This is a genomic window from Fictibacillus terranigra (assembly GCF_030412265.1).
Taxonomy (GTDB): domain Bacteria; phylum Bacillota; class Bacilli; order Bacillales; family Fictibacillaceae; genus Fictibacillus_C; species Fictibacillus_C terrinigri.
On the sequence record NZ_JAUHLN010000002.1, the window covers coordinates 1,108,987 to 1,133,941 of the forward strand.

General features: G+C 44.0%; 24 protein-coding genes, 2 pseudogenes and 1 riboswitch. Of the genes and pseudogenes, 11 read left to right on the forward strand and 15 right to left on the reverse strand.

What is annotated here, in order from left to right; translation table 11 throughout:
* The first annotated feature begins 362 nt into the window (after window positions 1–362).
* The 3 genes from QYF49_RS13580 to QYF49_RS13590 all read left to right on the forward strand — a co-directional run bounded on the left by QYF49_RS13580 (window position 363) and on the right by QYF49_RS13590 (window position 3,475).
* Window positions 363–1,622: a sugar ABC transporter substrate-binding protein gene (locus QYF49_RS13580; protein WP_290400110.1), complete on the forward strand. Its 1,260-nt coding sequence runs from the start codon at window positions 363–365 to the stop codon at window positions 1,620–1,622.
* Window positions 1,623–1,708: 86 nt separating this feature from the next.
* Entirely contained in the window at window positions 1,709–2,593 is an 885-nt protein-coding gene (locus QYF49_RS13585) for a carbohydrate ABC transporter permease (RefSeq protein WP_290400111.1), read from the forward strand.
* Complete coding sequence (locus tag QYF49_RS13590; protein ID WP_290400112.1) at window positions 2,594–3,475, forward strand: carbohydrate ABC transporter permease; 882 nt, start codon at window positions 2,594–2,596, stop codon at window positions 3,473–3,475. It begins immediately after the preceding gene.
* Between the two features lie 98 nt (window positions 3,476–3,573).
* On the opposite strand, the gene QYF49_RS13595 is transcribed toward QYF49_RS13590, so the two are convergent.
* Window positions 3,574–4,917, reverse strand: coding sequence for a glucoamylase family protein (locus tag QYF49_RS13595; protein ID WP_290400113.1), 1,344 nt, complete (start codon window positions 4,915–4,917; stop codon window positions 3,574–3,576).
* 248 nt (window positions 4,918–5,165) lie between these two features.
* On the opposite strand from QYF49_RS13595, the gene QYF49_RS13600 reads away from it, so the two are divergent.
* Window positions 5,166–5,591, forward strand: a complete 426-nt coding sequence (locus QYF49_RS13600) for an acyl-CoA thioesterase (RefSeq protein WP_290400114.1) — start codon at window positions 5,166–5,168, stop codon at window positions 5,589–5,591.
* Window positions 5,592–5,637: 46 nt separating this feature from the next.
* Here the strand turns inward: QYF49_RS13600 and QYF49_RS13605 are convergent, their stop codons facing one another.
* Together QYF49_RS13605 and QYF49_RS13610 are read right to left on the reverse strand one after the other, a co-directional pair.
* Window positions 5,638–6,036, reverse strand: a complete 399-nt coding sequence (locus QYF49_RS13605) for a hypothetical protein (RefSeq protein ID WP_290400115.1) — start codon at window positions 6,034–6,036, stop codon at window positions 5,638–5,640.
* A gap of 548 nt (window positions 6,037–6,584) precedes the next feature.
* Window positions 6,585–6,716, reverse strand: coding sequence for a hypothetical protein (locus QYF49_RS13610; protein ID WP_290400116.1), 132 nt, complete (start codon window positions 6,714–6,716; stop codon window positions 6,585–6,587).
* Window positions 6,717–6,897: 181 nt separating this feature from the next.
* On the opposite strand from QYF49_RS13610, the gene QYF49_RS13615 reads away from it, so the two are divergent.
* Window positions 6,898–7,350, forward strand: a complete 453-nt coding sequence (locus QYF49_RS13615) for an SgcJ/EcaC family oxidoreductase (protein ID WP_290400117.1) — start codon at window positions 6,898–6,900, stop codon at window positions 7,348–7,350.
* A gap of 102 nt (window positions 7,351–7,452) precedes the next feature.
* On the opposite strand, the gene QYF49_RS13620 is transcribed toward QYF49_RS13615, so the two are convergent.
* The 9 genes and pseudogenes from QYF49_RS13620 to QYF49_RS13655 all read right to left on the reverse strand — a co-directional run bounded on the left by QYF49_RS13620 (window position 7,453) and on the right by QYF49_RS13655 (window position 14,721).
* Window positions 7,453–7,821 carry an SET domain-containing protein gene (locus QYF49_RS13620; protein WP_425589573.1) on the reverse strand — a complete coding sequence of 123 codons (369 nt, stop codon included), beginning with the start codon at window positions 7,819–7,821 and terminating at the stop codon, window positions 7,453–7,455.
* A gap of 96 nt (window positions 7,822–7,917) precedes the next feature.
* Window positions 7,918–8,891, reverse strand: a pseudogene (locus tag QYF49_RS13625) (polysaccharide deacetylase family protein).
* Window positions 8,848–9,165 carry a competence protein ComK gene (locus QYF49_RS25780; RefSeq protein WP_354005826.1) on the reverse strand — a complete coding sequence of 106 codons (318 nt, stop codon included), beginning with the start codon at window positions 9,163–9,165 and terminating at the stop codon, window positions 8,848–8,850. The pseudogene QYF49_RS13625 and the gene QYF49_RS25780 overlap by 44 nt, the downstream one beginning before the upstream one ends.
* A complete protein-coding gene (locus QYF49_RS13630) occupies window positions 9,083–9,370 on the reverse strand; it encodes a competence protein ComK (protein WP_290400118.1) in 288 nt (95 codons plus the stop codon). Before QYF49_RS13630 ends, QYF49_RS25780 begins: the two co-directional genes overlap by 83 nt.
* A 291-nt stretch (window positions 9,371–9,661) precedes the next feature.
* The gene (locus QYF49_RS13635) at window positions 9,662–9,871 is read right to left on the reverse strand and encodes a hypothetical protein (RefSeq protein ID WP_290400119.1); all 210 of its coding nucleotides are present in this window, start codon (window positions 9,869–9,871) and stop codon (window positions 9,662–9,664) included.
* A 257-nt stretch (window positions 9,872–10,128) separates the two neighbouring features.
* Window positions 10,129–11,139, reverse strand: a complete 1,011-nt coding sequence (gene lsrB / locus QYF49_RS13640; protein WP_425589590.1) for an autoinducer 2 ABC transporter substrate-binding protein LsrB — start codon at window positions 11,137–11,139, stop codon at window positions 10,129–10,131.
* 57 nt (window positions 11,140–11,196) lie between these two features.
* Entirely contained in the window at window positions 11,197–12,192 is a 996-nt protein-coding gene (locus QYF49_RS13645; RefSeq protein ID WP_425589591.1) for an ABC transporter permease, read from the reverse strand.
* Window positions 12,193–12,280: 88 nt separating this feature from the next.
* Window positions 12,281–13,216 (reverse strand): annotated as a pseudogene (locus QYF49_RS13650) (ABC transporter permease subunit); the annotation flags it as partial.
* A complete protein-coding gene (locus tag QYF49_RS13655) occupies window positions 13,213–14,721 on the reverse strand; it encodes a sugar ABC transporter ATP-binding protein (RefSeq protein WP_290400122.1) in 1,509 nt (502 codons plus the stop codon). The pseudogene QYF49_RS13650 and the gene QYF49_RS13655, both read right to left, overlap by 4 nt.
* 194 nt (window positions 14,722–14,915) lie before the next feature.
* Here QYF49_RS13655 and QYF49_RS13660 point away from each other — a divergent pair, with 194 nt between their 5' ends.
* Genes QYF49_RS13660 through lsrF form a run of 4 tightly spaced genes read left to right on the forward strand, consistent with a single transcriptional unit; the run spans window position 14,916 to window position 18,623 of the window.
* Window positions 14,916–15,878: a sugar-binding transcriptional regulator gene (locus tag QYF49_RS13660; protein ID WP_290400123.1), complete on the forward strand. Its 963-nt coding sequence runs from the start codon at window positions 14,916–14,918 to the stop codon at window positions 15,876–15,878.
* Window positions 15,863–17,425 carry an autoinducer-2 kinase gene (gene lsrK / locus QYF49_RS13665; RefSeq protein WP_290400124.1) on the forward strand — a complete coding sequence of 521 codons (1,563 nt, stop codon included), beginning with the start codon at window positions 15,863–15,865 and terminating at the stop codon, window positions 17,423–17,425. Before QYF49_RS13660 ends, lsrK begins: the two co-directional genes overlap by 16 nt.
* Before the next feature lie 36 nt (window positions 17,426–17,461).
* Window positions 17,462–17,824 carry a cupin domain-containing protein gene (locus QYF49_RS13670; RefSeq protein WP_290400125.1) on the forward strand — a complete coding sequence of 121 codons (363 nt, stop codon included), beginning with the start codon at window positions 17,462–17,464 and terminating at the stop codon, window positions 17,822–17,824.
* Between the two features lie 4 nt (window positions 17,825–17,828).
* The gene (lsrF, locus tag QYF49_RS13675; RefSeq protein ID WP_290400126.1) at window positions 17,829–18,623 is read left to right on the forward strand and encodes a 3-hydroxy-5-phosphonooxypentane-2,4-dione thiolase; all 795 of its coding nucleotides are present in this window, start codon (window positions 17,829–17,831) and stop codon (window positions 18,621–18,623) included.
* 548 nt (window positions 18,624–19,171) lie between these two features.
* Here the strand turns inward: lsrF and QYF49_RS13680 are convergent.
* Window positions 19,172–19,921: a gamma-glutamyl-gamma-aminobutyrate hydrolase family protein gene (locus QYF49_RS13680; protein ID WP_290400127.1), complete on the reverse strand. Its 750-nt coding sequence runs from the start codon at window positions 19,919–19,921 to the stop codon at window positions 19,172–19,174.
* A gap of 301 nt (window positions 19,922–20,222) precedes the next feature.
* Window positions 20,223–20,981, reverse strand: coding sequence for a TrmB family transcriptional regulator (locus QYF49_RS13685; RefSeq protein WP_290400128.1), 759 nt, complete (start codon window positions 20,979–20,981; stop codon window positions 20,223–20,225).
* A gap of 143 nt (window positions 20,982–21,124) precedes the next feature.
* On the opposite strand from QYF49_RS13685, the gene QYF49_RS13690 reads away from it, so the two are divergent.
* Entirely contained in the window at window positions 21,125–22,297 is a 1,173-nt protein-coding gene (locus QYF49_RS13690; protein WP_290400129.1) for an MFS transporter, read from the forward strand.
* Window positions 22,298–22,524: 227 nt separating this feature from the next.
* Here the strand turns inward: QYF49_RS13690 and QYF49_RS13695 are convergent, their stop codons facing one another.
* Window positions 22,525–24,348 (reverse strand): APC family permease, encoded by a 1,824-nt coding sequence (locus QYF49_RS13695; protein WP_290400130.1) that lies wholly within the window; start codon window positions 24,346–24,348, stop codon window positions 22,525–22,527.
* Between the two features lie 111 nt (window positions 24,349–24,459).
* Window positions 24,460–24,605: riboswitch (cyclic di-AMP (ydaO/yuaA leader) on the reverse strand.
* 142 nt (window positions 24,606–24,747) lie between these two features.
* Here QYF49_RS13695 and QYF49_RS13700 point away from each other — a divergent pair.
* Complete coding sequence (locus QYF49_RS13700; RefSeq protein WP_290400131.1) at window positions 24,748–24,885, forward strand: hypothetical protein; 138 nt, start codon at window positions 24,748–24,750, stop codon at window positions 24,883–24,885.
* Window positions 24,886–24,955 lie beyond the last annotated feature (70 nt).

Below are 24,955 nucleotides of genomic sequence, written 5' to 3' on the forward strand. Positions count from 1 at the left end.
GATTTATATTCAAGAAGCATTATAAAGGGTGCCCGAACTCATCGTCAATGTTGGGATTGAAACGTTTCACTTGTTGATTTTCCTGAATCCCTTGATGCTGAAGGGATCACCAGGCATCAATAGTTAGAAAATTTATTTTTTTATAAAAAGTTTTTGAAAATTGTGTTGTAAACGATTACACTATGAATTATAATAGCCCTGTCGAAACGTTTCAATAAATTTGCAAATTCGAATAACACTATATTTTTTTACAAGAAATAGAAACGTTTCACCAAAAAGTATGGTTTACTGGTAGATACCTGCAATACAGAAGTAAAATGAGGAAAGACAAAAAAATTGATCCATGTACAGGGGGAACGAATATGAAAAACTGGTTACCTAAACTTAACAAAAAACTAGTTGTAGGATCGTTGGCAGGAGCTTTGCTCGTATCAGGGGCACTCACAGGCTGTTCATCCGGTTCATCCAGCGGCGGTAATACGGTGATCAACGTATGGGGTATGGGAGAAGAAGCCAAATCCCTTCCGAAGATCGCAGAAGCATTCGAAAAAGAAAACCCGAAAATTGATGTAAAGGTACAGGCTATTCCTTGGGAAACGGCTCACGACAAATTGCTTACAGCTGTTGCTGCAAAAAAAGGTCCGGATGTTTTGCAAATGGGGACCACATGGATTCCTGAATTCGGCTCTGCAAAAGCCCTGATGGATTTAAAGCCCTATGTCAAAAAGTATCCTGAACTTGATTCATCCAATTATTACGAAGGATCTATTGAAACGACCAAATATAAAAACCAAACGGTCGGTGTTCCTTGGTATATTGATACCCGTGTCCTCTTCTACCGAACGGATCTATTAAAGAAGGCCGGCTTCAGTGAAGCTCCAAAAACGTGGGAAGAGCTCAGTGCTGCTGCTAAAAAGCTGTCAGAGCGGGGCAAGAATAAGTATGGCATCAGCCTTGATGTGAAAGAACAGAGCTTAGGCTTTATGTTCGCCCGGCAAAACGGGGCACAATTGCTCGATGCCCAAGGGAAACCACATTTTAACGATCCGAAGTTCGTTGAAGCCGTCGATTACTTAAACAGCTTCTTTAAAAACGGTTCTGCGCCAAAAGATGCAGGGATTGATATCGTGCAAGGATTTCGTGGAGATGGGATTCTGCCGATGTTCATCAGCGGGCCTTGGATGGTTAAGCTTATAAATGATCAAGCTCCGGATTTGAAAGGGAAATGGGCCACGGCCGTTCTTCCTAAAAAGGAGAACAATCTATCCGCACTCGGCGGCTCTAACCTTTCTGTCTTCCAATATACAAAACATAAAGATGCTTCTCTGAAGTTCTTGGCATTTATGAACAAGCCTGAAACCCAGCTGAAGTGGATGAAAATGACGAACTCCCTTCCTTCTGCCAAAAAAGCATGGGAAGACCCTTCATTAAAAGAAAACAAATTTTACACCACCTTTGGCGAGCAAATGAAGGGTTCTAAGCCAATGCCGGTTATCAAGCAATGGGAGCCGATCGCGCAAGAATACTTAAGCAGCTTCGAAAAAATTTATCGCGGGCAGACCACACCGAAAAAAGAAATGAACGTGTTCAATAAAAAAGCAGAAGATCTATTAAGTAAATAAAGGAAAACGATGATAACTAGCAGAGCATTCTGCTAGTTATCCCTTTACTATTTAAATGAAATTGCTTGCGCAGAAAGGAGCGAAACATGAAAGCCATTAACACTAAAACACCTTACCTCTTTATCGCACCGGCTCTCCTTCTTTTAGGCCTCTTCTCACTGTTTCCAATCGTCGTTGCATTAGTCATCAGTTTTACGGATATCAGCCTGGAAGGTTTGGGCGACTGGTCGATGATTCACTTCGTTGGCTTGGATAATTACGCTCAAGTATTTAAAGATCCGATCTTTATGAAGTCCTTATTTAATACTATTTTTTATGTCGTCATCGGCGTTCCTTTGGTTATTGTGTGCTCCCTTGCCATTGCCTTGTTGATTAACTTCGGCAAGTCACGGATATTCCGGGCATTCCGGGTAATCTTTTATATGCCATCCATCACCAACGTCGTCGCAGTAGCCGTCGTATGGAGCTACCTTTACAATCCGCAGCTTGGACTCTTTAATTATGTTTTGAACTGGCTTCACCTTCCTTCCGTTCCATGGCTCACTGATCCGACGATGTCGAAAGTTTCGCTGATTGCCCTCGCGGTCTGGAGAGGGATCGGTGTAAACATGATCATCTTTTTAGCTGCGCTCCAAGGGATACCAAAAACGTATTATGAAGCGGCGCAGCTTGACGGAGCAACCAATTGGAAACAGCTGACGAAGATTACATTGCCGCTCCTGCGCTATGCGATCTTTTTCGTTTCCATCACCACCATGATCGGCTGGCTCCAATTTTTTGAAGAGCCACTCGTCATGACAAAAGGCGGCCCACTGGACAGTACTACTTCCGTCGCTCTGTTTATTTACAAAAATGGCTTCCAGCTCAGTAACTTCGGATATGCCGCTGCCGGTTCGTTTGTTTTATTTATCACAATCATCATTATCACTCTGCTTCAATTCCGTTTGCAGAAAAAGGAGGTGGATTATTAGATGGGGAACTTAGAGATGAATTCGATAAAAGCTAAACCAAAAGTAAACGCGTCCGTCAAAGCACGAAAAACGGCAAGCCTGCAGCAATGGACCACGGGCATCATATTGGCTCTTGGTGGTTTTCTCGTCTCTATTCCATTTATTTGGATGATTCTATCCGCGTTCAAACCAGAAATGGAGGTCATGCAGATCCCACCTACCTTCATCCCCAATGAATTTACGCTGGAAAATTTTACGAACCTTTTTGAAAACATGAACTTTACGGTATATTTGCGCAACACAATCATAGTGGTGCTCTGTTCATTTGTGGGCTTATTTCTTAACGCCATGGCTGGGTATGCGTTTGCGAAATACCAGTTCAAAGGACGGGAAAAATTGTTTTACCTTGTTCTCGCTACGATGATGATCCCAGGGCAAGTTACGATGATTCCAGTGTACTTGATCTTGAACCAGCTTCATCTGACCAATACAATGGCAGGGATTGTTTTACCGGGGCTAGTTGGCGCTTTCAGCATTTTTTTGTTCCGACAGTTCATGTCTACCATTCCAGACGAACTACTTGAAGCCGCACGTTTGGACGGAGCGAGTGAATTTCGGGTATTCGCCCAGATCATCCTTCCAATCTCAAAGCCTATCCTTGCTGTTCAGGGCATCCTGACGTTCATCGCAGGCTGGAACAGCTTCCTCTGGCCGTTGATTATCGCCAATGATGAGAAACTGTATACCCTTTCCGTCGGTCTCTCACTGTTGAAGGGACAATACGGAGGGAACTTCGCCCTGCAGATGGCGGGCTCTACTTTTATGGTCGTGCCGATTGTGATCATTTTCATGCTGTTCCAGAAGCACATTATTGAGGGTTATACCATTTCCGGGATGAAGTAGACCATGCACGCAGACTTTTCATCGTCTGTGTGTTTTTTGTTGCTCTATAAAAAAAGAACGGTATTCCCACCAAGGGAATCCGTTCATCATTCATTGAATCATTGGATAGAAAACTTTTCGTTTCTCAGCAAGTCTACCGGTTTTTTCGCAATAGGATCGTGATGGAAGTAATTGCGGATGACATCTTTCTTCACATGGTTCGCAATCGATACGATAATCATCCCCTGATCCAGTGCAAGGTAAGCTTTGGTCACTTCCCCGCTCTTTACATTGACGGAATCAAAGAATCCATATTTCCCGTAAGCGTGCAATTTTCTCAACTCATCAAGATTTTTATGGACGGCTGCAGGCGCATAGTCGAGTGCAAGAAATGAAGCATGAGCCGTTACCGTTCCATCATCTTTATATCCTGAAGTCCCAAGCGGTGTTGCCGCGAATTCACTATATCCTTCAGGAGTGGCAGCAGGAGAGAATCCCCACGCCGGATAACCCTTCTCCTTGGCGAAAGCCATTTGCATATGAACATGCCGTGCGTTATTTAGCCCGAGAGCATCTTTGCCGTATTTTTTCTCGTTCAGCACGAGGCCTGGCATGAGTCCCTCAAACATGCTTCCTCCCCAACTCGGTACATACTTCACACTATTATACTCATAGTGACCTTCAAAAACAGAGACACCGTCATATACTTCTGTTGGGCCCATTGGAATTTGTGACTGCCAATCCCATTCCGAAGGCAATGTTCTGAACATTTTCCACCAGTGCTCTTTCGGTACATCTCCTTTTCCAATCGCGATATAGCTGCCCAGCCTTGGCTCGGTATAGAACATTCCATAATGGTGGTCTGTCAGTTTACCGGTTACGACGTCATAACCCCCGCGGAACTGTCCGACTTCCGGATCGTAAAGTGTAGTGTAATTCATGGCGTTCACGAGCTTGCTCGTTAGCGGATAAAGCTCATTGTACGCTTGGCCAGCCGTCATCAATCCTGCCGTCAGCCAGCCATTATCTACCTGTGAAATAAATTGGCCCCAATCGGTTTTAAGAGAACCGTCCGTATTGTACCAATTGTAAAATAATCCGTTCCACTTCTTTAAACCATCCAGTGTATGCAGGGTGGTCCGGATTCGCTGAACGGCTTCCTTTCGCGTAATAAACCCCAATTCCTGTGCTGAGATGGTACTTAAGAGATACATGGAAATATTGGTTGGTGAGGTATGCTTGGCTTCTTCTGCCTTACCGTCTGGAAACCGCATCGCATCACTCGTTAACCCTGTTTTTGGATCGGTATAATCCACAAAATAAGAGTAAGAACTTTTTGCGATCGCTTTCAAATCATTTTTGAATGCAGCCTGGTTAAGGGTAGACGCCTGTGCCGGTGCGGATATGCACACTGTAAAAAAAACGCAAATTACTGCCATCATTAATTTCATCAGCCCGTTCATTTTTTCTCCCTTCAATAATTTTATCGAAACGTTTCACCAACATTTTACCATCCCGCATTTTTAAGGTAAACCCGTTTTCTGAATCTTTCGTCTGTTCAGACAAAAACAGGTCCTTTGGCGCCTGACAAAGGTTCTACTGATAAGCGAATGAAAGGCTTGGACCATGTACAGGCCGAAATTGGCAACTTCATGTGATGAGAAGTACAATAGAGCTAAAAAAGTAATTACGGTTGGAAAGGACAGACACTATGTACATAGCCACTGCAGAAATTCAGCTGACTTATGCTGACACTGATATGATGGGCATCATCTACCATGGAAATTATGTTAAGTTTCTTGAACTGGGACGTTCTGCACTCATTGCAGAGGCTGGTTTTGATTATCTTGAAATGGAACAGCTCGGTTACTATGCCCCTGTGTATAACCTGGAGATTACGTATAAAAAACCCATTCGTTTTGGAGAAAGAGTATTCGTAAAGACTTGGATAGAAGAAAATAAACGTTCTAGAACCGTTTATGGATTTGAAATTGTAAAAGGAATCGAGAACGTAGAAACATGTGCCATAGGGACAACCACCCATATCGTAGTTCACGGAAAAAACTTCAGACCCGTTCCCTTCAATAAAGCGTTTCCTGAATGGTTTCAAAAATACGAAGAAATCAAAAAGCGATAAGACTAAAAACGTAACGGAAGGCCTTATAGGCCTTCCGTTTTTCTTCTTATTTAAGCTGCCACCATCGTTTTTTGGAAGCTTCAACAAGCTGTGCAATCGCCTCTTTTGCTTCAGAGATCTGTTCCTTAATCGAAACCAGTTCTTCCTTAAGCTCACTGTTTTGATGAGTGAGCTCTTGGAGCTGACGTGAAAGCCACTCCATCTCACTGTTTTGCTGATCATCATCTGTGAGAGAATCGGCGGCTTGAGCAAATCCCAAATTTCCAAGCAGTCCATCCTCTTTTAATAAGTTTGCCGCCATCATCATCATGCTGTTAAGGTCAATGGTATCATCATCCTTGGCCAGAATACTTCCAGCCAAATTCATAATGCCATTAACATCCAATGCTTCGCTGCTGCTAACCTCTTCACTCTCTTGTTCTTGAATGTCTTTTTTTTCAGTCATGCCGTTCGCTCCCCCTGTTTGCATCTTAGGCAAATATCCATAAACATCGTATGCACCACAGAGGAAATTTGTTAAAAAAATATCAATACTCTTGGATGGTGCCCCACCTGTTGTAAGAGAGGAGATGGAGTTGTACCATGCTGTATACCAAATCCATAAGCTCAGGAACGAAATGAACATCGCCTCGCTCCCACTGTTCATTCCATACTATCAGATTTTCCCGAATGTATTGAATTTGTTCCTGTTTTTTTTCGTGCAGCAAACTCAATGACATGCAATAGGACATTAAAATGATTGACTGACAACAGATCGGTCCTGTAGCATTCCTTAATGGCATCTTCAGCCGCGTCTTTGCGGACGTGAGCAACGTCTGTTCGATCGGGCTTATTGCATTTTTTCAAAGTTTTCCGATTGCTTCATGGCATTTAAAAGAAAAGCATAGGGAAATGCGGCAGTATTTTTTTTAACGTACAGAAATGCAAATAAAAATCTCCGGACGCATGAGCTCCGGAGATTTTTAACATAAGGGGATCTAGTTTCTATGCTGATTAAGCACCAAGAATGGCTGTGATCGCATCCCGGATAATTGCTTGCTGCTCTGGCGTACCGAGAAGTACCGCTACGAGCAATGCAACCAAAAGGAGTAATGCAAGCACGATGGCGACTAGATTAATAGACATTCCCTCACCTCCTTTAAAAAAAGGATATAAGGGGACCCTTATGAAACTAGTATATGCCCTTTCTAGTAAACCTTTTTGTGCAGCTGTCCCTATCAGCAAAAAGAGGCTGTCCGGCTTGACGAATTTCACAGTTAGGGCGAAGCTATAAGTATACTTATAGATGTTGTTGGAGGGATTAATTATGGGAAAATCATCGCTTGAAGACGTCATTCAGCTATACCGGGAATTGATCGGAGCGTGGAACAAACGAAACAGCGACGGTATGTCGGAGCTCTTTTTAGACGGCGGCGAGATGATAGGCTACGACGGCAGCCAGATCAACGGCAAGAAAGAGATTTTTTCTCACCTTGAACCGATCTTCGCGAACCACCCCACCGCAGCTTATGTCTGCAAAGTGAAAAGCATCAAACTGTTAAGCAATGAGACGGCTCTTTTACGGGCGATCGCAGGAATGGTGCCGGACGGGAAAGACGAGCTGAATCCTTCCCTCAATGCTCACCAGACCCTCCTTGCCGTTAAAACAAATGGAACGTGGAGAATAGAACTCTTTCAAAATACACCTGCCCAATTCCATGGCCGTCCGGATCTTGTTCAGCGAATGACGGATGAATTGAGGAAGCAGCTATTTGAATGAGCCGGCTTAAAACCCGCAGATGTGTCCTTGTTCCGATTGAACCGACACATTTTATAACCGAAACAACAAGGAGTACCATTCAAAAAGGGTACTCCTTTTACTTCATATGGGCTTAAACCAAAGCTCCCTGTCATCCTCAGGGTCTCCATTGTAATTAACAAGGATTTCTTCGCCTTCCCGAATGTCTTTATAAGCATAAAAATCAATGTTTAATTCTTTTTTTTTGAGTTTATACCTGGCGTTTGGCGTATAAGAATGGTTAAACAGTGATCCGTATCCAAGCGCTATCGCGTAACCATCATTCCAGTTAAAGACATAATCCGCCAATACCGTTTTTATCATATATTTGCACTCTTCCTTCGGGCTTGCTATAACAGGAGCACGATGAATCAGCTCTCCTTTTTTTATGTTCCGGGTGGCGAAAATCCCCCGGCCAAACCGTGATTTCCTCACTTCAAACAATGTAAACAAAACCTTTCCTTCATTGATTGTTTTGTTCATTATATTCAAAGCGAAAAAGCCCGGTACGGGACAAAACAAAAAGGGCTGGATATATAAGATGGCTTTTCAGGAGGGACGGCGAAAAATCTTGAACGGCTCCAGCTCGGAATCAGCAGGAAAGAGCGGAGTGAACTTGGGATCATTTTGCATTAAGTCAGAAACGGTTACACATTTGAATCCCCTTTTCTTCAGCTCAGGCAGCACGATATTTAATGCATCAATGGTCTGCCTTCGATTACCGCCTGAATCATGCAGCAGGATAATATCTCCATTATGGACATTCGAAAGGATATGGTTCGAAATGTAGCCGGCTCCCGGATTACGCCAGTCTTTTGGATCCTGATGCCACGACCAGAGAATGATTTTATACCCATTTTTACTGGAATAGTTAATAATTCTTTTATTCAGTGTTCCGCCTGGTGGCCGAAACAGCTTCACTTCCGTATGCTGAACCTTTTGTATCATCTGTTCCGTTTTGTTTACTTCTTTAGAAAACATTCGTTTAGAAGAAAAACAAAAATTATGGGGATGGGTATACGTGTGATCTCCCAATTCATGGCCTTCTTTAATTTCTCTTTTTATGATATCCGGGTTGTTTTTCATATGCCGCCCGACAAGAAAGTGGCTTTTGCATCATACTTTTTTAGAACATCCAAAATCTTCGGAGTGTATTTCGGATTCGGCCCATCATCAAATGTGATGGCTACTTCTTTTTTGGGCGTTGGAATGTCCCAGATGACCTGTCCCTTTTTCTCATAATATTTCCGTTCTACTTTATAGCCAAAGACAGGAGAAGACGGCTGCAGCAGTATAAATCCTGACATGATCCCCAATAGTACAGTCAACCATCTCTTTTGTATCATCACCCGTTTCCCTCCCGTCCAATTCCTGTTTATGATGAAGCAAAACGGAGAAAACAATCCGTATAAATGAAAAAGGCACCACCGTTTACATAAGGTGGTGCCTGGCACCCTTACAATTTCTTTTTTGGTTAAGTTAAGGCCGGAAAAACCTTTGAACAAAAGGTGTATTATTTTCATTGATCCGTAGTTCCAATATAAAACGATAATGTGTGGCACGATGGATTTTAGCTTCAAGCGTACTTTTAACCTGGTTGACTGAAATGAAGGTATCATTTGAAAAGATGATGTCTGATGTGTCAGAGGAGGTTGCCATGACCTGCTTTACATGAGCCTGGGCAATCCAAATGCAAGTGTCGCTGTTCGGAGATTCAAGAGGTATAAAAAAAGATGCCAAGCTGCTCACTGATGACGATCGGAGCACGTGACCGAATGCCCATAATGAGTGATGCACCGTCTTTCCGTCCCTTATAACTCGATCCGTAGTAGCCGCAGCTAAATGTAACAACAGCCTTTGGCTTCCCGCACACACACAGTGTTCTGTCCCTTTCAAGAACCTTCGTATGTACTTTGCCGTACTCATCGTAGAAAGGCAGTAATGCCATGGTCTCTGTATTGATCCCATACTGTTTTTTTGAAACCATCACCTTATTTGTCATTAACCGCTTACCCCTCTCAATTTGAAAGATCCCCAGCCCCCTGGTTAATCTAAAACGGCATCCTATCTCAATCACATTCCTCCTTTCTGTGAACGAACGGGGTTCACAACTTAATTATACCAAAAATTCTGAAATTTTCTACAGCATTTTACAAAATCATCCTTTTATCTGTGAAAAAAGACTCATTCCTACACAAAAAAAAGTGTCTGTTTCAATTTTTTTCAGAATAAATTCCTTCACTTCCAGGCCATAATCTTGCTGAAACAATGCAGCATATCCCGGCCTCCTCCGTTATTTCTGTTCCATGGCCTCCGCTTTTTTTATTCGGTCCCACTGCTTTCTCGCATCTTCTTTTAACTTTTGGTTCGTACTGCTGTTCAGATCCTGAGCTGTTGCTCTCACCAATCGCTTTCCCTGAAAGTCCATAAATTGAATGATAATTTCATTAGTAACCGCCATCCTTTCCTTATACATAAAATGATAGCGAATGTGCTCATCCAAATTTACCACCCCCTAACAAACGAACATTTGTTCTCATTATAAAATAACACTCTGCCCTTTACAATGTATTTTTAATTTATAGTACAATTTCTATATATTGGATATAAATGGTATAATTACAATTCATATGACCGTCCTCTTCTCATTAATTCAAAAACAGGAGGGTGATCTGATGAAAAAGTTTTCATATTGCGGCCCAATAAAACAGGGAGACTCAGAACTGAGTCTCCCTCTTCATTGGCTGGCAAACAGAAGCACTAAAAATTATATTGATCAATATTGTCTTTTGTAAAAATCACACGTTCAGGCAACAGGATGATGCCGCTGTCTTTAGCGGTATAATCGTACCCCTGAACGGTATTCGGCTCAATTTTTACTTTCCCGATTCCAGGTACATCGAACGAGTCGCCAACTTTTAGATGTTTTCCTTTGACCGTCATCAGATAGGAAACGTAGGCAGCGAGCGCTCCCTGCTGTTTGACATCCCATAAGCCAAATTGTTTTACCGTACCTCGTTTAACAAAATCCCGCATGACATTTGGTGTTGAGAATCCCGTTACCGTTACCTTTCCGGATTTTTTCAGATTTTCAGCGGCTTGTGCCATGGCCGGCAGAGCCGTCGCATCCGGACAGATGACCGCATCTACATCAGGATAGGTTTTCAAGATCCCTTCACCCACGGATAATGATTTTTGGGCATTATTCTCACCATACTGGGTGGTAACTATTTTCCATCCTGGATATTTTTTTGCGATGATGTCTTTTGCTTCCTTGACCCATTGATTTTGATCCGTAACCGTCGGGCTGGAATAGAAAAAAGCTACTTTGCCTTTATCTCCGATCTGAGAAGCCGTCATATCAATGAGAAGCTGCCCAAGCTGCTGAGGAGTACCCTGGTTAATATAGAACGAACGGTCCTTTGGATTCACATCTGAATCCCAGGTCAGCACCTTAACTCCTTTTTGCCTAGCACGCTTCAATGTTTGAGAGAGGCCGTCAACAGAGGTGGAAGATACCATGATCGCATCATACCCCTGGTTCACAAAACTGTTAATGTACTTGACTTGCCCGGAAACTGTAGCTTCTGAGGGGCCGTCATATTTCAATTTAACACCGAGTTTGTCAGCCATTTCCTTTGCCCCTTCACCACCAGAAGTGAAGAACCCCACTCCAGTCAGCTTTGGTATGAACGCAAGCTTCACATCCTTGGCCTCCTTGGCCTTTTGTTTGGTGTCACCGCTGCTGCAGGCTGCCAACAATGAGATCATTAGTGCAAAAATAAGGAACAAGGATAAGGCACTTCTTCTTTTCATCTCATTTCCCCCTTAGTACATAAGATCAGACGAATTCGATTTCCTTTGCCTAAACCATTGCATGACTTTCTGAAATGAACTTTGCCTTGCCATGACTGACAAGATGAGCATCGCTCCAATGACAATACTCGCCTGTTCACTCGTCAGACCGATCGCTTGAAGGCCATACTGCATAAAACCGATGACAATACTGGCCAGCACTGTACCTGCGATCGATCCTCTGCCGCCGATAATGCTCGTTCCTCCCAGAACCACTGCAGTAATAACAGGCAATACAGCTTCAGAACCTAGATCTGCACGTGCTGAACTGAAGTAAGATGTGAGCAGTATGCCGCTTAAACCACCTCCCAATCCGGATAAGATATACGTGCTTAGCGATATCCATTTGATGCGCAAGCCGCTATATAAGGCAGCCTTGCTGTTAATACCGACAAGATAGACACTTCTTCCATATTTCATAAAGTGGAGCAAAGTACAAAAAGCAGCAGTCATAACGAACAAGAACCAAACCGGGTTAGGAACTCCGAGGAAGCTTCCATTGCCAAGCTGCACGAACGCATCCGGAAACCCGCTGATTCCTTCATAGCCGGATGCCTTGGATCCGCCGGAAATAACAAGTGCTAATCCAGAAAAAAGAAACATACTCCCTAATGTCACCACAAGCGGCTGTACTCTGCTGTACAAAATGATCAGGCCATTGAACAAGCCGGCAGCCAGCCCGCAGAAGATCGCAATGATTACAGCCAGCCAAACATTCACTCCATGTGACCAAGAGACTCCCAGAATGATTGAGCAAAGACCCATGATCGAACCGATGGAAACATCAATTCCTCCTGAGATAATGACAAGTGTCATGGGAATAGCCGCTATGCTGATAAACATAAAATCGTTCATACTGAACAGAAGGTTATTCACATGAAGAAATCCCGGACTAATCCATCCAAAAATGGCAATTTCAACAATGAATAGAAGCAGCAGAAAGAACTCCCATCTATAGAACCACTTTATCTTCATATCCGTCCTCTCCTGACTTCGGTAGTTTAGAACGGTTCATATCTTCCTGTTCCTGCTTTTTCTTTTTTCCGTTTCCTTTCAGCCAAAGCTGAAACCGGCTGTCACCTGTCACGATTAAAAGAAGAAGAAATCCCGATATGGCATTATTCCAGTAAGCCGGAACCTTTAAAAAGACTAAAGAATGATTGATCACCTCAAGAAAGATGGCTCCCAGCGCTGCACCAAATAAAGAACCCTGGCCTCCTGACAGACTTACACCGCCAAGTACGGCTGCAGCAATGACCTGTAATTCAATTCCTGAACCTGTTTGATTCGGTACAAAACCGATATTCATGACAAACAGACAAGCAGCAATCGAGGCCGACAGACCCGAAAAAGTAAAGGCAAGCACTGTAATAAAGCGGACAGGAAGCCCGATCAGCCTTGCTCCTGCCTCATTATCTCCTACAGCATAAAAGTAACGGCCCACCGAAAATCTTGAGAGAAAAATAAAGGCCAATACAGCCGCAATCCCCCCGATCCAAACCGGAAGCTGGATGCCTAGAAAAGCGGCCGCCGACAGTTCTTTAAAATAGTGCGGGATGTCCTCGATCCATCTTCCCTCTGTATAAAACAGCATATAACCCCTTACAATCCCGAGAGTCCCCAGTGTCATTATGATAGATGGGATGCGAAAGAATGAAACACCCAATCCATTGGCCGCCCCAATGCATAAACCGATAACCAATGCTGCACCTACAGCAAGATATCCTGACACCCCATGAGAAAGCAATATTCCGCAGACAGCTGCAGAAAGACCCATTGTTGATCCGACGGATACGTCAATATTCGCTGTTAATAAAACAAAGGATTGCCCAACCGCTAAAACGAGCAGGATCATGCTGGATTTTAAAATCAAACCGAGAGAATCCCCGCTTGTGAATGCAGGATTAACGATCCCAATACAGCCCACAAATAAAAAGATGAACAAAAGGATAGACGCCTCTCTAATTTGCAACAGCCTCGAAAGAACCTTCATGGAGCAGTTACCTCCTCTTCTACACCGAAGGAAGCACTCGTGATTTGATCAAGTGTAATGGCATCGTTCTCCAGTTTTTTGACGAGCTTTCCTTCGTGCATAACCCAAACATGGTCACTCAGGGCCATTATTTCTTCAGGATCAGAGGAAATAAGAACGATGCTGATTCCTTTTTTCTTCAGCTCTGAAATTAATTCATAGATATCCATCCGTGCACTCGCATCGATCCCTCTAGTAGGCTCATCAAACAGAATGACTTTTGGATCGGCAGCGAGAAATTTTCCTAACACAATTTTTTGCTGATTTCCTCCTGATAGAGACTCGGCAGACTGGCAGCTATTTAACGCCCTGATACTAAGCTGTCTGAGGTACTGTTCCGCTATCTTTTGTTCTTGCTTAAACGGAAGGAACCATCCTTTCCCTTTATGCAGTATGGCTGAGGTTAAATTTCCTTTTAGCGAAGCAATCGAAAATACGCCATGAGCACTCCGATCTTCCGGTATATAAACGAGGCCTCTGTCGATTCGCTCTCTGACAGATAAAGTGGATATATCTTCCCCGTCGAGAAAAACTTCTCCTGAAACACACTGTGATATGCCAAAAATCGCTTCGGCGAGTTCAGTCCTCCCTGCCCCGACAATTCCGGCAATCCCTGCCACTTCACCCCTCAACACATTGAACGACACAGACCGAAACCGCTTTCCAAAAAGGGTTTTAACAGTTAAAATTGGAGTTTTGTCCTCTGTCTTTTCCTCCTGTTTACAATGATCTACTGACATTGTTGAACCAAACGTTTTCCCTTCCGGCATCAGGTTCTGAATCAGCTTTTCATAGGAAAAATGAGAAACTGGGCCTGAAGCACTGATCACTCCGTCGCGCAAAACGGAAATATGATGAGCAAGCTCAAAGATTTCCGAAAAGCGGTGTGTAATATATACAATTCCTTTTCCGCTATGTGCCAGCTGTTTGACGATTTTAAAAAGGCTCGAAATTTCATGGTGGGTTAGTGTCGAGGTCGGCTCATCCAAGATCAGCAACTCAGCATCACGCATTAGCCCCCTCAGTAATTCCACCAGCTGCTGCTCGGCAATGGACAGGCTGGAAGCTAAACGAGAAAGATCCAAATTCCATCCCAGTGTAGAATTTAGTTCTCTCATCTTTTGTTTCAACACTTTCTTCGTCTGTTTGAGGCCAATCGAAATGTTTTCCTCCACGGTCATATTCGGAAAGATTAATGGTTCTTGCGGAACGAGGTAAACACCTTTCTTATGTGCCTCTCCAGGAGAGTTAAACTGCACCGGCTCCCCTTTCATAAACAATTGTCCGGAGTCTGCCTGATAAAGCCCCGTAATAATTTTCATTAACGTAGATTTACCTGCTCCATTGCCTCCTATCAATGCATGAATTTGGCCGGATAATACATTCATGTCCACGCCTTTTAACACGAGATTCTCAGAAAATTGCTTTTTGATCTCCGACATTTGTAACAGGGATTCCTTACCCATTGAATTCACCTGCCTTCCAATCAAACAATTTTTATACCATTTAGTTTTTGTTCGAAAAGAAAAGTTGTATTTGTAGCATTTTATCTTACTGAATGATTCCTTAGAACCAATTTTCCATGCATTGAAGGCGGTCATAATCATTTTTGGCAGAACATATGTTGAAGCAACGGTCATATGTGGAAAGGATGGAACACATGAAAAGATCCACTTATGAGGAGAACTTGGTTGTAAAAGTTGCTTGGCACTACTATAAAAACAACCTGACACAAAATGAAATTGCGGATCTGCTCGATCTTTCCCGAAACAAGATCGTCCGTATGCTGGAAAAAGCGCGGTCTGACGGAATTGTCCAATTTCATATTCGGGGAAGTGAAGCCAACTGTTTGAGTACCGAAAGAGAGTTTATCACAACTTTCGGGCTATCCGATGCCTTCATCATTCCAACTCCAGCATCCAGCCTATCAGACTCGTTGGCAAAGGCTGCCGCACAGTACCTGGAGAGCACCCTGGCGTCAGAGCAGCTTCTTGGGATCGGGTGGGGGGAAGCCGTTACACGGACACTGCAGCACCTGACACTTGATCCCGCTTCCAATGTATCCATTGTTACGCTGACTGGAGGAGTGAACTATTATTTTCAAAAAAAAAATTACTCTCTTGATGGGGGGCTGAGCAAGTTTCAGGGCCGATTCCACATCATTCCTGCACCGTTTCTTGCCTCGTCACAACAAATGGCATCAAGTATTCTTTCCGAGCCTTCTGTGGGTGACATCCTCGAACTCGCCGATGTATCCTCTGTCATACTCGTCGGAATCGGCGGATTGTCACCCGATGCCACCATTATTAAAGAGGAAAAAATGACCTTAAAAGAAATGACCTCTATCAAAAAACAGAATGGAGTCGGCGATATCCTCGGCCAATTTTATAATGCAGCCGGTGAGCTTCTTACCCTCCCACACCACGATCGGTTGATTGGAATACCTATCTCTAATCTAAAAGGATTGAAAAATGTAATCGGAGTCGCAGGAGGAGAGACGAAGATCGACGCCATTTACGGAGCTTTGAAAGGGGGATACGTTCAAACGCTGATCACCGATGAAGAAAGTGCGATTCGATTAATGAAGAAGGAGGCGACAAAAAAAGAATGGATGCCATCCTAGCACTAGATGCTGGAACAGGAAGTATTCGTGCAGTTGTATTCGATACGAAAGGCAAACAACTGGCAATGTCACAGCAGGAATGGGATCATCCAGCAGATCCGCGCTTTCCCGGCTCCATGAACTTTGATGTAACCGAGAACTGGAGAGTAACGGCCGAATGCATCCGGGCGGCCATACAGGAATCCGGGATATCACCTTCATGCATCAAAGCAATCAGTGCAACAAGCATGCGGGAAGGTTTTGTTCTGTATAACAAGGAAGGTAAAGAGATTTGGGCGTGTGCCAATGTGGACTCTCGAGCTTCAGAAGAAGTTTCAGACTTAAAACAGCTGCGTCCGTTTCTTGAAGAGGACCTGTACAGCCTTTCCGGCCAAACCTTTGCGCTGGGAGCATTGCCTCGTCTTTTATGGATCAAAAAAAATCAGCCTGAGATCTATAAGGAAACAGCTACTATCACGATGCTGAACGATTGGCTCCTTTATAAACTTTGTGGAAAATTGCAAGCCGATCCTTCCAACGGGTGCACAACCGGCATTTTTAATATAAAAAAACGGTGTTGGGATGAGCAGATTACCAAGGAATGCCAAATAAAAGGCAATCTTTTTCCTCCTGTCCATGAAGCGGGGACTTTACTTGGCCACGTTACACCAGGAACAGCAAAGATCACCGGATTGACTGAAGGTACAGCAGTATTTTCAGGAGGTGGTGATGCTCAACTTGCCTCCGTCGGTGTCGGAGTAGTGAAGGAAGGGCAGACCCTTGTTTCAGGAGGAAGTTTCTGGCAGCAAGAAGTCAATGTGGCTCTGCCTGTCCCCCATCCTGAGCAGCGTATACGAATCAATTGTCATGTATTGTCCCACCTATGGCAGTATGAAACCATTGTCTTCTTCCCAGGCCTCGTCATGCGCTGGTTTCGGGACGCCTTTTGTACAGAAGAAAAGAAACTTGCAAAAGAGCTGGGCAGAGATCCCTATGAATTGCTGGAAGAACAGGCAGCCGAAGTTCCGGTCGGTTCTTATGGCATCACGCCTATTTTCTCGGATGTAATGAATTTTATTTCCTGGCGGCATGCCTCTCCTTCTTTTACGAATCTTTCCCTCGATCCGGAACGGTGCGGCAAAAAAGAGTTATTCCGGGCGATTGAAGAAAATGCAGCCCTTGTGACACTGGGAAATTTAAAAATGATACAGGGACACACCGGTTACTATCCTGATGAAGTCATTTTTGCCGGAGGCGCCTCTAAAGGCAAGCTATGGTGCCAAATTCTTTCCGACGTACTCGGAATCAGGGTGAAGGTTCCGCTTGTGAAAGAAGCGGCTGCCCTCGGAACAGCGATCGTTGCTGGCTATGGAGCGGGCATCTACTCTACTATTGAAAAAGCAGCCCTTGAGATCGTCCAATGGGAGAACATCTATGAACCGAATAAAGAAAATCATGCTCTCTATGCGAAGGTTTTTGAGAAATGGCAGGCCATCTACAAGGAACATCTGTCACTCTCTGACCGGGGACTGACCAAACATATGTGGAAAGCACCTGGTTCTGTTTGACAGCTCATAAATGCAGATGAAAAAGGGGTGGGTGTTTTGCAGAAAGTGAATGAGTCAGAAAACGATTTTCGCTTTGGAGATCACGGTCCTAAATATTTAACGAAAGGGCCTAACGTAGACCTGGGCGTCGTTGTCCTGAAGCCCGGCCAGGATTTCCCGAACCACTATCATACCACGTGTGAAGAAATTTTTTATGTACTAGAGGGGTCTATTGATTTCTATATTGACGGCGTCCGGTTTCCAGCTAAGCCCGGCGATATGCTTCAAGTCCGGCCAAACGAAGCACACTACCTCATCAATCAATCGAGTGAAAACTTTAAAGCGGTTTTCATTAAATCACCGCATATACAAGACAAAGATTCTGTTGTTGTCGACAATCCAGATCTTGAGAAGGAGTGATCCTATGAGTTGGGGATTAAAAAACCGAATGAATCAAATACTGCCTGAAGGAAAAGCAGTTATGCTTGCCATTGATCACGGCTATTTTCTCGGTCCTATTCACGGACTCGAGAAACCGGGAGAAACGGTAAAAGAGCTCCTCCCCTATACAGATTCCTTATTTGCGACAAGAGGAGCCCTTTCTGCCTGCATACCTGAAACCTGTGAAAAACCAGTGTTATTAAGAGTATCAGGAGGTCCCAGCGTCGTAGGCAAGGATTTGGCAAATGAACATATCGTCACTCCAATGAAAGAAGCCATCCGTCATAATGTCGTTGGAGTGGGTGTTTCTATTTTTGTGGGCTCAGACTATGAAACTCAAACGGTTTCAAACTTGGCCGCTGCTGTCACCGACGCTCACGACTACGGCATACCTGTCCTTGCCATTACTGCCGTTGCAAAGGAGCTGCAAAAACGTGAAGCCCGCTTCCTGGCCCTTGCCTCACGAATTGGAGCAGAAATGGGAGCTGATATTATCAAAACCTATTATTGCGATAACTTTGAAAAAGTAACGAGCACGTGCCCCGTGCCAGTCGTCATCGCTGGCGGGCCCAAGCTGGCCACTATGAAGGACGCCTTGGATCTGACCTATAATGCGATGCAGGAAGGAGCTGCTGGTGTTGATATGGGCAGGAACATCTGGCAGTCAGAGCACCCGGGCGCCATGATTCAGGCAATCCATCAGATCGTCCGCAAGAACGCGAGTGTAAAAGAAGCCCTGGAAGTTTACGAGAATGCGGCGAATGTAAAACTGAAATAAGCGAAAAAGCACCGGGCTGGTGCTTTTTTTGTTCGCCGGGAAAGAGTTAGATATCCACCCGTAACGGGTACTTTCTTATTTAAAAACACAGTTATTGACAAAACCTCAAATTACCGCATCTGAAGCTTATTTAGTACTGTTTATTTTATGGAGAAAGTCACGGCGAGGAAAGACAAGACGATTTAATAGTAAAAATAATCGAATTTGGTTTACGGATTTCTACTAAATTAGGATATAAACCATAGGGAATATTTTTTTGTTGGAAAACAGTTCAATAGATAAGTAACCTGGGAAAAAGTTTGGATAATCTCTGTCCAAGGGTTGCTTCAAAGCACAAATTTCCCATCTTAGATATAAACTCTATAACATGGGATGGCTCCAGTTTTTGTCAGATTCCAACATTGGTGGAGATGAAGGCGCGCCGCTTCCATTTCAAGAGTATGTCCTGAACCAGCACCTCTCATTGTTCGTCCCCCCAGAAAAAAACTAAAAAAGAGCTGATGAACAGCTCTTTTTCGAACGCATTTCTTATTCACAGGATTGCTGCATCAAAGAGCCGACTGCTTTTTTTCCATCAAGTCATGGCACTTTTGCACAAAACGAACAAACATTTGATGCATCTCATCGCTCACGGCTGTCATATCTTCCGGATGCCACTGAACCGCTAGCATCCAGCTTTTTTCTCGATCCGTGCTTTCCAGAGCTTCAATCACCCCGTCAGACGAACAGGCCACAGCTTTTAAGCCCGGCGCCACTTCATCTACTGCACCGTGGTGAAAACTATTGACCGAAATTTCTTCCGTTCCAAGAATTTCGGATAAAAGAGTACCTTTGTCTACACGGATGGAATGAGTAGCAGCCGAACGTGCACCATCCTGATAATGTTTAATTACATCCTCTTTCTCATCATTCAGATCCTGAATGAGCGTTCCTCCCAATGCTCCGTTCAATACCTGAATTCCCCGGCAGATCGCGAAGATAGGAAGATTTTGCTCTTGCGCATAGTGGATGAGATTAATTTCTGTTTCGTCCCGTTCCGGAATCACTTTTCCAAGGTTCGGATGAGGTTCAGCTCCGATCTTTTGGGGATCCATATCCTCTCCCCCGCTGAGCAATAGGCCGTCACACAGGGCGGTCCATTCTTTCACGGTCTCTTTGTCACCCATAGGAAGTATCACGGGAACGGCGCCCGCATTCATAACGGCTGTCGCATAGCTATAATGTAAATAAGCCGTTTCCTGACCTCCTAAATCCTTTGTTGAGCATGTAATCCCGATCACCGGTTTCTGATTTTCCACAATAACAACTCCTGTCAGATTTACGTTATAGGAGTCAATACCCGTTTTAGGACGATCTCAATTCGTTAAATTTCTCCAAATAAATGGCCCTCGCTAAGCGAGGGCTTCTTTATATCTCGGCTTGCCGCATGTTTTGGTTACGTGCGAATTTTGTAGCTTTACCATCCACTTTTTGTCGATTATTAGCCACTTTTTACAGTTGACGTGCGGGTTTTCACTGTTTACATGCCAAACACAGCACGTTACATGCCAAACTACACATCACACCCGCCAATCATTCACCTGCCATTGCCTAACAGAGCTAATATCTTAAGTTCAACAGCACATTTCTGACCGCCTCATCCTTCATCACGGTGTCTTTGTATTTTCTGGTAATTTCTGTGAGTGCCACATCATGATAAAAGAATTCCGCAAAAAATTTGACGAGAGGGCGTGATTTGGTCCGAATGGCTTGCCATGCTGTGTCTTCCATACCCGCAAACAGCATCTCCTCTTCATCCGCGATGAGAATCCTGCTCCTCTCCAACGTTCCATGCTGAGTATCCGGTATTAACGTCGATACGTCAGGAATTTTCGTGGTTAGTTCACCGATCACATGCATTTTTACAGAGACGCCGTTCTTATATTTCTCTTCAAGTAACGGGAGATAGCCTGCTAAGTCGTCCGCCCATCCCGAAATGATGATCGATTTTTCGGCTTTCTCTATCAGACCTTGCAGGACAGATTGAATGGACTGGTTATCTTTCAGAGTCCATACCCGGTCATCGGTTACTGTTTTTTTAATTTGTGCTTCTCTAAGCTGCTGTACATTGGTCTCAAAGTCTGCTTTGAGCTTTTTGATTGTAGCCTCGATCGGCAGCGCTGTATAGAGCCGCTTTTTTTCTACAGTTGATTCCAGGATCATTCCTTTTTCAGAAAGACGGTGCAGCACCTCGTACACTTTGGAACGCGGGACCCCGGACCGTTTCACAATTCCAGTCGCATCCAGCGGCTGATCCTCTGAGATTAATGACTGATATACCTGGCTTTCATATTGGGTAAATCCGAATTGCTGCAGCATGTTATTGACTCCTTGACTTTAATCGCTATGTAAATGATAACACAGACTCTTCCAATTTATGTACAGCCGAATTTTAATCTTGTTTTTCTTCGCGTAAATGTTACTATTACAGTGGTAACTTTTTATACAAAGGATGAAGTGCTATGAATAAACGTGTTTACTTATTAACGATCGTATCGTTTGTAGTGGGTATGGTTGAATTAATTATAGGCGGCATATTGGATCTTGTTGCAGAAGACTTGAACGTCAGCATCGGCCATGCGGGTTATCTCATCACTGCCTTCTCGCTTGTTTTTGCGGTGGCCTCACCCGTTCTGTTGATGGCCACATCAAAAGTGGAAAGAAAGAGATTGACGCTGATTACACTACTTGTGTTTTTCGCTGCAAACGGCATCGCGATTATAAGCCCCTCGTACAGTGTACTGCTCATCGCCCGTATCTTATCAGCAGCGAGCGGCTCATTGCTTGTTGTTCTGTGCATTACCATGGCATCTAATATCGTTTCAGAACAGTATCGCGCCCGGGCAATCGGTGTCGTGTTCATGGGAATCAGTGCTTCTCTCGTGCTGGGCGTCCCGATCGGCCTAATGCTCGGAAATGCATTCGGATGGCGAGCACCCTTTATATTGATCGCCGGGCTTACTCTTCTTTCCATGGCCGGCGTGTACTTCTTTATGGACCAGATGGAGTCAAAGCCAGCGGTTTCGCTCGTTACACAGATTAAGACGCTGAAAGACCGAAAGCTTCTGTTCGGCCAGTTAACATCTTTTCTCTTCTTGGCCGGTCATCTGACTCTTTACGGATATTTAACGCCCTTCTTAAAAACAGCTCTCGGCTTGAACGGAACGTGGGTAAGCATCGTGTATCTCGTCTTTGGCTGTGCGGCTGTAGCCGGTGGAGGAATCGGAGGTTATCTTGCTGACCGTTTGGGTACAAAACGGTCGATCATCGGGTTTATTATTCTTTTCGGGATTACGATGTTCGTCATCCCTTACACAACCTTTTCGCTTCCTCTTTTCTTAGGCGTGATGATTATTTGGAGCATGCTCAGCTGGGCGATCACACCTGCGATGCAAAGCTATTTAATTGAATCTTCCTCTGCTGAAACATCTGATATTCAGCAAAGCCTGAATAACACCGCGCTTCACTTTGGAATTGCGTTCGGTTCAGCCATCGGCGGTTTTGTGATTGAGCAATCCACCGTAGAATCGAATGCCACTGTCGGGGGATGTTTCATCATTTTCGCACTGGCTGCGGCACTGATATCAATGTCAGAAAGCAAGCGCAGGGTGGCGTCGGTAAACAATCACACCTGATGGGCAGCGCTAAAGGCTTGGCTTAGAATTACTCACGGTTTTGATGGGTTTACTCCCGGTTCGACACGATTCACTCACGGGTTTGCCTCTAATACTCACCGTTTTGCGAACTTTACTCACCGTTTTACATGGTTTACTCACCATTCACATCATTTTCAAAAAAAAATAATAAACAAGAAAAACACTTCCGCGGAAAAACTCCTCGGAAGTGTTTTTTATTCGATCCATTATTTTTTGAAGCGGTAAGGAACAGTCGCAATCACTACATCCCGTTTAAAGAGCAGATACGCCCGGATGAGCAAGCTTGACTGGTTATGAAGAATATTGTGCCAGCTTTTCTTTGTGATGAACTGAGGAATCAATACCGTTACTTGGTAGTTGTTTTCACCGGCCTTATGCTGAACAGTATCAATAAACTTCGTCAATGGCTGAATAATGCTGCGATAATGAGAATGAAGGGTAACTAGACGAACATTCGGCTGCCACTTCTTCCATTTTTCCTCGAACACTCTCTCGTCTTCTCGCTCAAATGACACATAAACGGCAATCACCTGGTCTGTTAAAGAGGTCGCAAAGTTTATGGAGTTTTCCACAACCTGTGTAATGCCTGCGACAGGAACGATAATGACGTTTCCTTCGATTTTCTTCGGCATATGATTCGGATTAATTCTTAATTGTTGTCCTACTAACTCATAATGTGTTTTTATCTTATGAAAGATGATCACAATGATCGGCAAGAAAATTAGGACCGGCCACACCTGTGTGAATTTAGTCAAGAAGAACATCAGCGTTACAGTTAAACTGATGAGCGCCCCAGTGGCATTGATGATAAGCTTTGTCACCCATCCTTTTGGTTTTTCCCTGACCCATTTCACGATCATGCCGGACTGTGACAAGGTGAACGGGATAAACACCCCGACAGCATACAGTGGAATGAGGTGCTCCGTCTGTCCTTTAAACAGGATAATCAGGATAATGGCACTGACTCCCAATGTGATGATGCCATTGGAGTACCCAAGTCTGTCACCGCGAATCGTAAACATCCGCGGGATAAATTTATCTTTTGCAAGGTTAACAGCGAGCAGCGGGAAAGCAGAATATCCTGTGTTTGCCGCCAAAATGAGAATTAATGCTGTGGTCCCCTGAATAAAATAGTACATAAAGTTTCTTCCAAATGTCTCATCGGCAATTTGTGAGACGACGGTTTCCGTTACACTTGGAGTAATTCCATAGTAATACGCCAAGTAAACGATGCCCGAAAACAGGATTGCCAATAATCCGCCCATGGCCATCAAAGTCTTTGAAGCATTATTCGGTGCGGGATCCTTGAAGTTCGGTATCGCGTTAGATATGGCTTCCACACCTGTTAATGCGGAGCTTCCTGAAGCGAAGGCCTTCAGCAATAAAAACAGACTGATTCCGGCAACCGGCGTTCCAACAGACGTATGTAAGTCAGCAGGTACATGCCCAGTATAAATCTGATACAATCCCACCCCGATCAGGATAAATAAAGCGGCAACAAACAGGTAAACGGGATAGGCTAAGATTGAAGCCGATTCTGTAACTCCCCGGAGATTTAGTGTTGTAAGAAACAAAACAAACACAATCGCAATCGGTACAGTATAGGAATGCAGTGCAGGAAAAGCGGACGTTATCGCATCTGTACCCGCTGACACACTTACCGCTACAGTTAAAATGTAATCAACGAGCAAGGAACCCCCTGCGATTAAACCTGGATTCACTCCGAGATTATCCCTGGAAACAACATATGCTCCACCTCCATGAGGATAGGCAAAGATAATCTGCCTGTAAGATAGAATAAGTGCAGTTAAAAGAATGAGTACACCGGCAGCAATTGGAATGGAATACCAGAATGCGGCAGCACCGACCGTGACCAAGACGATCAGTATTTGTTCGGGACCATAGGCAACAGATGATAATGCATCTGAGGAAAGAATCGCTAGCGCTTTTGTTTTGTTAAGCTTTTGCTCTCCTAACTCATTTGATTTGAGCGGCCTTCCGATTAATAGTCTCTTTAAATAAGAAAACACTGTTTTTCCCCCACTGATAAAAATTTTGTGTAAATATGAACGTGAAAAAAAAGCCCCCAAGCCAATTTTAATAGACTTGCGGACGTGTGTTTACCTGTCTCACAAGCTTCATTTCTTTCTCATTAACGCTTACGAGGTTAGCTGTCGGATTCGGGCCATTGAGTAGCCCTACCTGTTTAAGGATTCACCCCTAGGACTTTTATATAAGCAGCCCGTATTGGTTCCCCCGCACCTAATGGTTTAAGCGATTTAAGAATTGAAACTCAGATAATAATACTCCTCTCTTGAAAAAATGTAAATACCGAGATTAAAAACTTTTCCTAAAGGTTATTTTAAAGATGTGAATAATATTTAATATACAAAGAAATTTTGAACTTCCCGAAAAAAGGAGGATTTAAAATGTCTAAAAAAGATGGGCCTTTATTCTCAGATGAGTTCTTGGATCAACTTGCGAAAGAGATTAACGAACAATATGGCGGTCCGGAATTTAATCAAGGCGACACTGAACCCGAAACGGACACAGAGGAATTGACATAAATCACAGCTAAAAATCCCGGCTTTCTGTTCCTATGCCCCTTGTCCCCTGTTGAGGATTCATTTAAATTAA